General features: G+C 69.7%; 13 protein-coding genes. 4 read left to right on the top strand and 9 right to left on the bottom strand.

Features of this window, described 5'->3' with window-relative positions; translation table 11 throughout:
* Positions 1-13: 13 nt before the first annotated feature.
* The 7 genes from QZV84_RS03805 to QZV84_RS03775 form a co-directional block, all read right to left on the bottom strand.
* Entirely contained in the window at positions 14-1,645 is a 1,632-nt protein-coding gene (locus QZV84_RS03805; RefSeq protein WP_292825535.1) for a DNA polymerase Y family protein, read from the bottom strand.
* 1 nt (position 1,646) lies between these two features.
* Positions 1,647-2,273: a hypothetical protein gene (locus QZV84_RS03800; protein WP_292825541.1), complete on the bottom strand. Its 627-nt coding sequence runs from the start codon at positions 2,271-2,273 to the stop codon at positions 1,647-1,649.
* 177 nt (positions 2,274-2,450) lie between these two features.
* Positions 2,451-3,023 carry a cysteine hydrolase family protein gene (locus QZV84_RS03795; protein WP_292825532.1) on the bottom strand — a complete coding sequence of 191 codons (573 nt, stop codon included), beginning with the start codon at positions 3,021-3,023 and terminating at the stop codon, positions 2,451-2,453.
* 35 nt (positions 3,024-3,058) lie between these two features.
* A complete protein-coding gene (locus tag QZV84_RS03790; protein ID WP_292825529.1) occupies positions 3,059-3,556 on the bottom strand; it encodes an HNH endonuclease in 498 nt (165 codons plus the stop codon).
* 354 nt (positions 3,557-3,910) lie between these two features.
* On the bottom strand, positions 3,911-4,618 hold the full coding sequence (locus tag QZV84_RS03785; RefSeq protein ID WP_292825526.1) for a M23 family metallopeptidase: 708 nt from the start codon (positions 4,616-4,618) through the stop codon (positions 3,911-3,913).
* A gap of 427 nt (positions 4,619-5,045) precedes the next feature.
* The gene (locus QZV84_RS03780) at positions 5,046-5,747 is read right to left on the bottom strand and encodes a metal-dependent transcriptional regulator (RefSeq protein ID WP_292825523.1); all 702 of its coding nucleotides are present in this window, start codon (positions 5,745-5,747) and stop codon (positions 5,046-5,048) included.
* Between the two features lie 148 nt (positions 5,748-5,895).
* Positions 5,896-6,033 (bottom strand): hypothetical protein, encoded by a 138-nt coding sequence (locus tag QZV84_RS03775; protein ID WP_175525355.1) that lies wholly within the window; start codon positions 6,031-6,033, stop codon positions 5,896-5,898.
* Between the two features lie 126 nt (positions 6,034-6,159).
* Between QZV84_RS03775 and serC the strand changes: the two genes are divergently transcribed.
* Positions 6,160-7,272, top strand: a complete 1,113-nt coding sequence (serC, locus tag QZV84_RS03770; protein WP_292825516.1) for a phosphoserine transaminase — start codon at positions 6,160-6,162, stop codon at positions 7,270-7,272.
* On the opposite strand, the gene QZV84_RS03765 is transcribed toward serC, so the two are convergent.
* Together QZV84_RS03765 and QZV84_RS03760 are read right to left on the bottom strand one after the other, a co-directional pair.
* The gene (locus QZV84_RS03765) at positions 7,269-7,913 is read right to left on the bottom strand and encodes a DUF3027 domain-containing protein (RefSeq protein WP_292825513.1); all 645 of its coding nucleotides are present in this window, start codon (positions 7,911-7,913) and stop codon (positions 7,269-7,271) included. The genes serC and QZV84_RS03765 overlap by 4 nt on opposite strands.
* Entirely contained in the window at positions 7,897-8,280 is a 384-nt protein-coding gene (locus QZV84_RS03760) for a cold shock domain-containing protein (protein WP_292825538.1), read from the bottom strand. The genes QZV84_RS03765 and QZV84_RS03760 overlap by 17 nt, the downstream gene beginning before the upstream one ends.
* A gap of 138 nt (positions 8,281-8,418) precedes the next feature.
* Here QZV84_RS03760 and QZV84_RS03755 point away from each other — a divergent pair, with 138 nt between their 5' ends.
* The 3 genes from QZV84_RS03755 to QZV84_RS03745 all read left to right on the top strand — a co-directional run.
* Positions 8,419-8,688, top strand: a complete 270-nt coding sequence (locus QZV84_RS03755) for a multidrug ABC transporter ATPase (RefSeq protein ID WP_292825511.1) — start codon at positions 8,419-8,421, stop codon at positions 8,686-8,688.
* Complete coding sequence (locus tag QZV84_RS03750; protein WP_292825509.1) at positions 8,689-10,425, top strand: helicase-associated domain-containing protein; 1,737 nt, start codon at positions 8,689-8,691, stop codon at positions 10,423-10,425. It abuts the gene before it with no gap.
* Positions 10,426-10,482: 57 nt separating this feature from the next.
* Positions 10,483-12,111: DNA repair helicase XPB (locus QZV84_RS03745; protein ID WP_292825507.1), on the top strand; the 1,629-nt coding region annotated here is incomplete at its 3' end.

The following is a 12,111-nucleotide window of genomic DNA, read 5'->3' as shown; positions in this document are numbered from 1 at the left end:
CGACCACCGGGCCCTAGTCATAGCGGGCCTCCGCGACCCAGCCGGCGTCTTCGCACACCAGCAGCCACGCGGTGTGGTCGGCATCCACCACCTGGAACCGGTGCGCGCGACGCGCGCGCGCGGCATCCCACCCCCGCTCGACCACCGGCCACGGGCCCGCCCACGCCTCGATCCCCCGTCGGCGCCCGCTCTCGAGCAGCACCGCGGGCGCCTCACTCACGCGACCGCGATCATCGACCCCGACCGCGGCACCCGTGTCGTCGGTCACCTGCACCGGCACCGGGTCGATGAAGACCGTGCCCGGCAGCGGATCGGGCAGGCTCCCCGGCCACGGTCGCGCGCGCTCTTTCGCGAGCACCGCCCGGTCACCCCACGGCACGAGCACCTGCCGTTCGGCGAGCCAGCGCCCGCCGCCGATCGCGGGAGTCACGACTCCGCGATGACCGAGCATCGCCTGCACGCGCGAGAGCGCGTGGTGCACGCGTTCGTCGGTGCCCGCACCGAAGATCGCCGGGGCGTGGTGGCGTGCGGCATCCACCGCCGCGGGCTCGATCCGCACCTTGGCGACACCGCTGCTGAGGGACCCGGCATCCTCCCCCAGCTGCCACCGCACCCGGTCGACGACGGATGCCGCATCGAAGGACCCCGGATGCAGCCACACCCGCTCGCTGCGCTCTCCCCGGTCACCGGTCAGCTCGACCCGCAGCTCGGTGCAGACCAGATCGAGGGCGCCGAGCCCGGCGATGAACGCATCGGCCGCCATGCGCATGCCGAACGCGACCTGATCGGCGATCTCGAGCGGGGGCTCGAACACCACCTCGCGGTGCAGCTCGGGCGGCGGCACCCGCGGCTCGACGGCACGCGGATCGCGCCCCGCCGAGAGGGCGTGCAGACGGATGCCGCGCTCTCCGAACCGCTCGCGCACGCGGTCGGCCTCCATCGCCGCGAACTCCCCGAGCGTCTGCACCCCGAGCCTGGCGAGCAGACCGACGAGCTCGGCGTCCTCGAGCGACGAGATCGGGAGCGGGGCGAGGAAGCCGCCCGCCCCGCCGGCAGGCACGAGGAACACCGGCTCCGTCGCGGTCGCGCCGATGCGCGCCGCCTGCTCGGCGGTGAATGGCCCGTCGGCGATGCCCGCCCGTACCTCCTCGAGTCCGAGATCGCGCAGCGCGGCGAGCAGCACATGAGCTGCTTCGGCCTCTCCGCCGTAGTACCGCGCCGGGCCGCGAGCACGCAGCGCGCAGAGGCCGGGCCGCACGATCTGCACCCCGGGCGCGCGCTCCTCGATGCCGGCGACGACCGGGGCGAAGACGCGGTGATCGCGCACCGGGTCGGCCGCGATCACGGTCAGCCTCGGGCACCGGGCCTGCGCATCACGTCGGCGCTGCCCGCGGCGCACGCCCTCGGCCCGCGCCGCCGCCGAGCATGCGACGACGACGTTGCCGGCCATGACGGCGATCGGCAGCGAGGCATCCAGCGGCACGCTGCGAGAGGCATCGCGGGTCAGCGCCGTGACCGGCCAGTCCGGAAACCACAGCACGAGGCTGCGCACCGGGGCAGCGCCGTTGACGACAGCGCCGTTGACGACAGCGCCGTTGCTGACACCGCCGTTGCTGACACCGCCGTTGCTGACACCGCCACGCATGTCAGCCCACCGCCTCGAGCGGCACACGAGAGGCCGCCGACACCGGGCGCGCCGACTCGAGTGCACCGTCGACCGCGGGCAGCAGCACACGCCCTCGACGCGGCACGGGTGTGCGCCGGCTGGTCACCGTCACGGTGAGTTCGCGGCCGGCGAGGTAGCCGTGGCCGTCGCCCAGTCCCGTCCATTCGGGGTCGCCCACGCCGATCGTCGCCTCGGCCTGCGCCCACGGCCCCTGCACGAGCAGCACCGCACCGCGATCGCGCAGCCGCGCAGCCAGGCGCGAGACATCGCCGTCGGATGCCCGCCCCCCGGGGCGCACGGCGACCACCGGCAGCACTTCGGCGATCGTCGCCGTCACGGCGAGCCAGCGCGCGCCGGGCTCGGGAATCAGCACGAGCCGCGACAGATCGACCCCGAGTCGCTCCGCCGCCTCGGCACCGAACTGCGGCATGCCGACCACCCCACACCAAGACCCCGCCTGCGAGGCCGCGGCCAGCAGCGCGGACAGGAGCGAAGCCGATGGGGATATCGAGTACGCCGACCCGGTGCGCAGCCCGCCCCCCGGCAGAAGCGATGCGAGAGCCGGAAGCACCGGAAGCACCGGGGCATCGAGCTTGCGCCCCTGCATGCGGTCGACCTGAGCGCGCAGCTGATGCACCTCACCCGATACCGGGGAAGTGCCGGGATGCACCTCGGTCTGCACTGCTGCCCTCACTCCCCCAGGCTAGAACAGATATTCTAGTCGGTCAACGCCAGGAGGAACGCTATCGCCGCCTTCCGACATCGCAGAGGGCGAATCCGTGCATTATGTTCGATTCTCGCCGATCAGCGCCGCAGTCGTCGCGATCTGGGCGAATCCGCCGGCCTGCAGGTCGAGCGCCGTCGTGGCCATGAGCTCGGACGCCGTGCGGGTCACGATACCGAGCCCCGCGACATCCGCTCTCAGATCGAATGTGCGGGTCGCATCGAGCGCCACGGTCACGTCATACCCGAGATTGCCGGCCATGCGCGCCGTGGTCTCGACGCACATGTTGGTCTGGATGCCGCAGATCACGAGCTCGCGGATCGCCTGCGTCTCGAGCCACACCTGCAGATCAGGGTCGCCGTAGAACGCGGAGTTGACATTCTTGGTCACGAACAGGGCCGGATCGACCGCAGCGACGGCATCCATGAGCTCGTTGCCCGCGTTGTCGGGATGCAGCGGCGAGTGCACCGAGGTCGAGTCGTGCCGCACCACGACGATCGGCTCGTCGGCGTCCTGCCAGCGCTCGATCAGCGCCGCGACATTGCGCTCGCAGTCGGGGTTGGTCGTGGCGCCCCAGAAATCCAGGTCGTCGAACGCACGCTGCATGTCGATCACGATGAGAGCTCGGGTCATGAGTCCCATCTCATCACGCCGGCAGCCGGCGCGAGCTATGCGGCGAGCTCGAGGTAGGGCTCCCAGCACGGGTCGGTGCGATCGGTGCCCCGCACGGTCCACTGCACGCCCCGGGGCGGGCGCGGAATGATCCGCAGCTCCCACGCCATCTCCTGCGGCGTGCGATCGCCCTTCACGTTGTTGCAGCGCAGGCAGCACGCCACGAGGTTCTCCCACGAATCCGCCCCGCCGCGCGAGCGCGGCAGGATGTGGTCGATCGTCGAGGCGGTCTTGCCGCAGTATCCGCAGTGGTGCGCATCGCGGCGCAGCACCCCTCGCCGCGTCACCGGGATGTGACGGCTCCCCGGCACGCGCACGTAGCGCGTCAGCAGAATGACCGCGGGACGTTCGTACGACCCCCGCGCACCCCAGACAGGATCCCCGTCGACATGCTCGACCACGACGGCCTTCTCGTTCATCACGAGCACGATGGCCCGCTTGTACGACACGACAGCGAGCGGCTCATAGCCCGCATTGAGCACCAGAGTGCGCATTCCTCATCCTCTCGAACGGCCGGGACGGCTTCCCGGGATTCGACTCACACGACGATCAGGGCGCGCAGGAGGCATGAAAAAAGGCGCTGTCTACAACCAGCGCCTCGGCGCCACGGCAATGCCGCGGCATCCACTCGTGCAATGCCGAAGGACCTGGCGTCCCAGCGCATCCATGGTTCGGATGCGTGGTATGCGGTCCATCGGCTCCCCTCCGCTTCCCTCAGCGTCGGGTTTCAGGCTAACTCATGCGCGGGGGCAGGTTCGCACGACGGGGTGAACGACACGGACCGTGTCTGAGAGCGGATGCCGCAGCATCCGCTCTCGCAAATCGATCAGGCGCCGGCTTCGGCAGGCTCAGCCGGCGTTGGCCTGGAGCCACGCCCAGGGATCGATGACCGACCCGTTGACGTGAATCTCGAAGTGCACGTGGCAGGCGGTGGAGCTCCCGGTCGAGCCGACGAGGCCGATCAGCTGGCCGGCCGAGACGTACTGTCCGACCGAGACCTGGCGGCTGCCGTACGTCATGTGGCCGTAGAGGCTGTTGACCTGCTGGCCGCCGAGCACGTGGTCGATCGAGATCGCGACGCCGTAGCCGCCGTAGCTCTCCTGAGAGACACTGACGACACCCGCCGCCGTGGCGTAGAGGGGCTCGCCGCAGGAGGAGAGCAGGTCGACGCCCTGGTGATAGCCGGAGTCCCACAGACCGCGTCCGAGGGTGAAGTTCAGAATCGGCCATCGCACTTCGCCGCTTCCTGGCGAGACCATGCTGATGTTGAGCGGGATCGACGCGGAAGACGCGGACGTGACACTCGCCGAGGCGCGAGCCGCAGCCGCAGCAGCCGCGGCCTCTTCGTCCTTCTTCTTCTGGATCTCCTCCGGAGTGGTCGCGGAATAGCTTCCGCGCGAGAACTCTTCGGCCGTCGAATCGGAGGCCACGACGAGCGACTGGGCATCGTCTGCGGCGACCTGCTGAAGCGTGACCGAGTCGGCCGCGGGACGCCAAGCGCCGTATGCGGGGAGTGCGACGGTGGCGACGAGGCCGCCGACCATGGTCAGGATCACCAGGCTGCGCAGCGGTCGATTCTTGCGGATCGACGGGCGCGGGGCCGATGCGACCGGCTCGCCCTTCTCCTTATGGGGTCGCGACGAGGTGATTCTTCCGAGCAGGGGACGCGACAGAGCGGTATTTCGTCCACGGGCGCGGCGCGTGACACTCGTCTCGTCGCTGCGGGGTTCGCTCGCGGGCGAATTCATGTCTTCAGCCAATATAATCCTCCGGCGCCTCTGCGCCGGGTGGCGCTGGCTCGTCAGCATTCGATGTCGGGGCACGATATGCAGGCGTAACCACTGGGACGACGAGCCGGGGAGGCAATCCGAGTGGCGTCCGACGGCGGGCTTGTCGCCTGTGGACTCCCTCACGCTACCCGACGGTAACGGATATGTCACATTGGGTCATGGCAGAAGCCTGGGCGTGTCCGTGCTCTCGGCGTCAGCGCCGCTCGTCGACGAGGAAGATGTGCGCTGCGACCTCGACGGGCAGCTCGAGGCCCTCGTCGTTGCCATCCATCTCAACCAGCACGTAGCCCTCGCTGTACCGGTAGTCGCCCGAGGCGCCGGGCACCACGCCGGCCGCCTTCAGCTGCTGCAGCAGCTCGGGGTCGACCTGCACGGGCTCGGCGAGCCGGCGCACGGTGCCGGTGATCGGTCCGCCCGCCTCGTTGAGCCGCCGCACGAGACCGATGACACCCTGCTCGAAGCCCTTGGCCGGCATGTCGCCCAGCTGCGCCAGGCCAGGGATCGGGTTTCCGTAGGGCGACTCGGTGGGGTGGCCGAGCAGTTCGACGAGGCGACGTTCGACCTGCTCGCTCATCACGTGTTCCCACCGGCACGCCTCTTCGTGGACGTACGCCCAGTCGAGGCCGATGATGTCGGAGAGCAGACGCTCGGCGAGGCGATGCTTGCGCATCACGTCCACCGCCTTGCCGCGGCCGGCGTCTGTGAGTTCGAGGGTACGGTCGTCGGAGACGACGACGAGTCCGTCGCGCTCCATGCGCCCGACGGTCTGCGACACGGTGGGCCCGGAGTGACCGAGGCGCTCCGAGATGCGGGCGCGCAGAGGAACGATTGCCTCCTCCTCGAGTTCGAGGATCGTGCGCAGATACATCTCTGTCGTGTCGATCAGGTCGGTCATTGTGCCTCGCATACGCGGAAACCGTGCCAGGACAGCCTATCCAATCCTGAAGACACGGCTCCCTGTCATCCGGCGCCTGCGGGCGCGGCGGGCGCCCGCAACGCCACCCTGCCGTTGCGATCGCGGGCGGGGAGGCGAGCAGGTCAAGCTACTTGCGGTGAGTGGCTTCGCTCACGTCGTTGCCGGCTCGGTGTTCGACCTTCGCCTTCTTGGCGGCACGCTTCTCTTTGAGAGTGCTCGACGCGGCGGTTTTGCTCGACGATTTCTTCGGGGACTTGTCTGACACGATGACGCCCTCTGTTCGGGAGCCCGACCGGGCCCCGTGCCGCAACCCTAACCCGCCCACTCCGATCCTGTTCATGCGCGGTCACACGGACACGGTCGCCGGAGCGCGAAACCGTAGACTCGACGGATGCCGCACCTCGTGATTCCGAGTGATCTCCTGCCCGCCGACGGACGCTTCGGATGCGGCCCCTCGAAGGTGCGCGGGGCGCAGCTGGAGGCGCTCGTCACCCGCGGGGCGGCGCTGCTGGGCACCTCGCACCGCCAGGCCCCGGTCAAGAACCTCGTCGGCGACGTGCGCTCGCACCTCGCAGAGCTGTTCCGTGCACCCGAAGGCTATGAGGTGATCGTCGGCAACGGCGGCTCGACGGCGTTCTGGGATGCCGCGGCCTTCGGCCTGATCGAGAACCGCAGCCAGAACCTGGTGTTCGGCGAGTTCGGCGGCAAGTTCGCCGCCGCTGCCAAGGCCCCGTGGCTGGAGGGGCCCGACGTGCGTGAGGTCGCCGCGGGCACGCGGACCGTCTCCGAGCCCGTCGAGGGCGTCGACGTGTACGCCTGGCCGCACAACGAGACCTCTACCGGCGTGTCCGCGCCGATCGCCCGCGTGCACGGCGACGCCGGCGCGCTGACCGTGATCGATGCCACCAGCGCGGCCGGCGGCATCGACTTTCAGGTCGGCGAGACCGATGTCTACTACTTCGCACCGCAGAAGAACCTCGGCTCCGACGGCGGCCTGTGGTTCGCCGTGGTCTCGCCCGCCGCGATCGAGCGGATCGAGCGGATCGCCGCGTCGGACCGGTACATCCCGGAGTTCCTCAGCCTGAAGAACGCGCTCGACAACTCGCGCCTGAATCAGACCCTCAACACCCCGGCGCTGACGACCCTGTTCCTGCTTGACGAGCAGCTGCAGTGGATCCTCGGCAACGGCGGGCTCGCCTGGGCCGATGCCCGCACGCGGGAATCCTCCGGTGCACTGTACGACTGGGCCGCGGCATCCGCTGTCGCCACACCATTCGTCGCCGACCCCGCCGACCGCTCCCCCGTCGTGGTCACGATCGACTTCGCCGACACAGTGGATGCCGCGGCCATCGCCGCGACGCTGCGCGCGAACGGCGTCGTCGACACCGAGCCGTATCGCAAGCTCGGTCGCAATCAGCTGCGCGTCGCGACCTTCGTCTCGATCGAGCCCGATGACGTGCGCCAGCTCATCCGCAGCATCGACTTCACGCTCGCGAACCTCTAGGAGACGTGGTCGTCGTCGAAGTCGTCGTCGTCGAAGTCGTCCAAGTCTTCTTCGTCGTCCGCGTCGTCCGCGTCGTCGTCCGAGTCTTCGTCAATCGATTCGCCAAGCGCGTCGTCGGACAGCTCATCGATGTCGACCCCATCGACGTCGCCGGAGTGAAGGATCGGCGAGCCGTCGTTGTCGAAGTCTGCGGCATCGAGGTCCTCGACGTCGTCGAGATCCTCATCATCGTCATCGCTGATGTCGAGGTCTTCGGTTTCGAGCCCCTCGGCGGCCAGCGCGGCCTGCGCGGCGTGATACTCGGCGAGGCGCTCCGCCCACGGCAGCCAATCCGGTGCGGTGAGGGCTCCGTCGCCGGGCATCAGCTCCGCCTCGAGCACGGTCGGAGCGGCATCCTCGACCTGTGCGATGCCGACCGTCCAGAACCAGCCCGGGTAACCGGGCAAGCGGTTCTCGAACCGCAGCGTGAGCACGCCGTCCGCATCCACCGAGGAGCCAGCGGAGTCGCCGATCGTCGCGGCGGGCGTGATCTCGCGCAACGCGGCGAGCGCGAGTTCCTGCGCAACCGTGGCATCGATTGAGGCCGGCTCAGGCGTCGGTGTGCTTTCAGGCGTCGGTGTGCTTTCAGGCGTCGAAGTCATCCGCCACCTTGCGCAGCACCGCGGCGACCTTCTTGCCGTGTGCGCCGCTGGGGTAGCGGCCGCGGCGAAGATCTCCGCCGATGCCGTCGAGCAGCTTGACGAGGTCTTCGACGATGATCGCCATGTCGTCGGCGGGCTTGCGCTGCGCCTTCGACAGGCTCGGCGGTGCCTCGAGAACCCGCACGGAAAGCGCCTGCAGGCCCTTCTTGCCGTCGGCGACGCCGAACTCGAGTCGTGTCCCCGCCTTCAGCGCTGTGGTCCCGGCGGGCAGGGCAGTGGCGTGCAGGAAGACATCCTGGCCGTCATCGGAGGCGATGAAGCCGAACCCCTTCTCCTCGTCGTAGAACCTGACCTTGCCGGTGGGCATGAAGACCTCGATGGATCGTGCGCCTCGCTTCGCGGGCACAGTGCAACTGGGACCGGTCGATCCCCACCATCAGCCTACGTCACACTGCGACAGTCACACCGCGACAGTCACACCGCGACACCCGATAGGCTGAGGCGGATGAGCACGCGCACTCCCGGTGGGGACGTCCCGGTACGACGCCTTGACCGCGTCCTGACTTTCATGTCGCTGGGTCTGGCGGTCCTCTCCATCGTATGCTTCCTCGCGATCATCATCGCCAGGCCAGCAGGTGTCACCGACTTCACCGAAGGCATCTGGCCTCTCGTATCGGTGGTGCCGATCATCGCGCTCCCCATCGCGTTCCTCATGATCCTGGCTTTGCTGATCATGACTTTCGTGCGGAGGGCGCGCGCCAACCGAGGGGGCTGAATGGTCTCCGACGAGCGCGCTCTCGCCGTACGACTGGCATCGATCGACGACGACGCCCTCGCCCGGACGTTCGCTGAGCGCGGCGTCGCCCCGGCCGCCGCCTGGCACGATTTCTTCGACGCCGCGGCGGGGATGCTGGACCCCGCGTCCGTGGACCGCGCTGTCGCCCGCCTTCCCCGCACCACCCTCGTCGCCCTCGCCGCAGCCCTCGACGGCGCCCCCATTCCCTCCTCCGAGCTCGCGGTGCTCAAGCCACTCGCTCTCGTCGGCGACGACGACGCACCGTTCAGCACGGTCGCTACTCGCGTCCGCGCCGCGTCGATCGCGCGTCCCGACGCCTTCGTGGCGGAGCCGCCCACACCGCCCGTCGCCACCGCGGACGACGCTGATGCCGCCGGCGCGGCCGAGCGCGCGTTCACCACGGTGGGCGCGCTGGCCGACGTGCTGCTGGCAGGACTGCACGCGCCCCTCTCGCGGACGGGAACGGGCGCGGTCAGTGCCGTGGACCGGCGCCGGCTGACGGATGCCGGTGCCCTCGGCTCGGCGGATGACCTCGACGACCTGGTGGCCGCGGCCGCCACGGCCGACCTGGTGGCTCCGCTCGGTCGCGAGTGGATCGTCACGGACTCGGCGATGCGGTGGCTCGAAGCGACGACCACGCAACGCTGGGCGGTCATCGCGGAAGGGATGCGCGGCGCTCTGCCCGCGGGCCTGCGCACTCCCGACGGCGGATTCCGGCCGCCTTCGAGCTGGGCGGGCGCCTACCCGCTGCACGCGGAATGGACCGATCGGGCCGCCCGCCTGCGCCGCATCGCCGAGGCCTGGGGCCTGATCACCGTGCGGGGCACCGAGCCGAAGTGGACCAGTACGCTTCGGGCCGGCGGCCACCCCGACACGGGGAGGCTCGCGGCGCACCTGCCGGCCGAGATAGACCGCGTCTATCTGCAGGCGGACCTGACGGCGATCGCGCCCGGCCCGCTCGCCCCCGCACTCGATCTGCGCCTGCGCACGATCGCCACGCGCGAGTCGCGCGCGCAGGCCTCGACGTACCGGTTCAGCACCGAATCGCTCGGCACCGGCATGACCGAGGGCGAGACCGCCGGGTCGATTCGCGCATTCCTCAGCGAGATCTCGCTGACCGGCATCCCGCAGCCGTTGGACTACCTCATCGAGAGCACGGCCGCACGGCACGGGCTCATTCGCGTTCGCACCGATGACGCGACCGGTCGCACACGCGTCGAGGCCACCGACCCTGCCCTGAGCGACACGATCCTGGTCGACCAGGCGCTGCGCCCGCTCGGGTTCGTTCGCGACGGACACGAATTGACCTCCCGAGTCGACCGCGATGCGGTCTACTGGTCGCTGGCCGACGCGCGCTACCCGGTCGTCGCCCTCGACGCTTCGGGAGCTCCCGAGTCGCTCAGCCGCCGCGCCCGCGCCGCGGACTCGGCGGCGCTGATCGAGCCGCGCGATACGTACGCGCGCCTCATCGGGGCCCTGCGGACCGGACACGAGACGGACGCCGACGCGGCCTGGCTCGGACGCGAACTCGAGCAGGCGGTGCGCACGAAATCCGTCATCGTCGTCGTCGTGAAGATGCCCGACGGCGCGGAGCGGTCCCTCACCCTGGAAGCGTCCGGCCTGGGTGGCGGACGACTGCGCGGTCGCGACAAGGGCGCCGACGTCGAGCGCACGCTGCCGGTCTCGAGCATCGTGAGCGTGCGGCCGGCATCCTGATCACGGCTGCCGGGCAGCGCGATCCTCGTGGGTGCCCGCCGAGTAGGATTGACCCTTATGGCTGACGGTCCTCTCATCGTGCAGAGCGACCGGACTGTGCTGCTGGAAGTCGCACACCCGGACGCCGAATCGGCGCGCCACGAACTCGCCATCTTCGCGGAGCTCGAACGTGCCCCCGAGCACATCCACACGTACCGCATCACCCGGCTCGGACTGTGGAACGCGCGCGCCGCCGGCCACGACGCCGATGACATGCTCGCCACGCTTGAGCGCTGGTCGCGCTTCCCGGTGCCGCCGTCTGTGTCCATCGACATCCGCGAGACGGTCGGCCGCTACGGCCGGCTGACCATCGAGCGCAACGGTGTCGGCAAAGACGGTGACGGCGAACTGCTGCTGACCGCGACCGACACCGCGGTGCTGACCGAGGTGTCGCGCAACAAGCGCATCCAGCCGCTGCTGATCGGACGCCCCTCGCCGCAGTCGTTCGTGATCGACGCGTGGGCCCGCGGGCACATCAAGCAGGAGCTGCTCAAGATCGGCTGGCCGGCCGAGGACCTGGCCGGCTACACGCCGGGCACGCCGCATCCGATCGAACTCGACGAGAGCGACTGGTCGCTGCGGCCGTATCAGCGCAAAGCCGTCGACATCTTCACCGAGGGCGGATCCGGGGTCGTCGTGCTCCCCTGCGGGGCGGGCAAGACGCTTGTCGGCGCAGCAGCGATGGCCGAGACCAAGACCACCACCCTGATCCTGGTGACCAACACCGTGAGCGCCAGGCAGTGGCGCGACGAGCTGCTCAGGCGCACGTCCCTCACCGCCGCGGAGATCGGCGAGTACTCGGGACAGATGAAGGAGATCAAGCCCGTCACGATCGCGACGTACCAGATCCTCACCGCCAAGCGCAGCGGACAGTACGCGCACCTGGCGCTGCTGGACGCCCTCGACTGGGGACTGATCGTCTACGACGAGGTGCACCTGCTGCCGGCCCCGGTGTTCAAGCTGACCGCCGACCTGCAGGCGCGGCGTCGCCTCGGCCTGACCGCCACGCTGGTGCGCGAAGACGGCCGCGAGGGCGACGTGTTCAGCCTGATCGGCCCCAAGCGCTTCGATGCGCCGTGGAAGGAGATCGAGGCCCAGGGCTTCATCTCCCCCGCGGCGTGCTACGAAGTGCGCGTCGACCTGCCCGCGGGCGACCGCCTCGAATACGCGGCCGCTGCCGACGACGAGCGCTACCGGCTCGCCGCCACGGCGCACGCGAAGATCGACGTGGTCCGCCAGCTCGTCGAGCGTCACACCGGCGAGCGCATTCTGGTGATAGGCCAGTACCTCGATCAGATCGACATCCTCGCCGCGGCACTGGATGCGCCGCAGATCACCGGCGCGACTCCCGTCGACGAGCGCGAGAAGCTGTACCAGGCGTTCCGCGTGGGTGAGATCTCGCTGCTCGTGGTCTCGAAAGTGGCGAACTTCTCGATCGACCTGCCCGAGGCATCCGTCGCGATCCAGGTCTCCGGATCATTCGGATCGCGGCAGGAAGAGGCGCAGCGCCTGGGTCGCCTGCTGCGACCGAAGGAGTCGGGCCGCACCGCGAGCTTCTACACCCTCATCGCGCGCGACACCGTCGACCAGGACTTCGCGCAGAACCGTCAGCGCTTCCTTGCGGAGCAGGGCTACAGCTACACGATC

This window comes from Microbacterium sp. (assembly GCF_011620715.1).
Lineage (GTDB): Bacteria > Actinomycetota > Actinomycetes > Actinomycetales > Microbacteriaceae > Microbacterium.
Note: the sequence above shows the minus strand (reverse complement) of the source record. Positions and strands in the feature narration are given on the sequence as shown.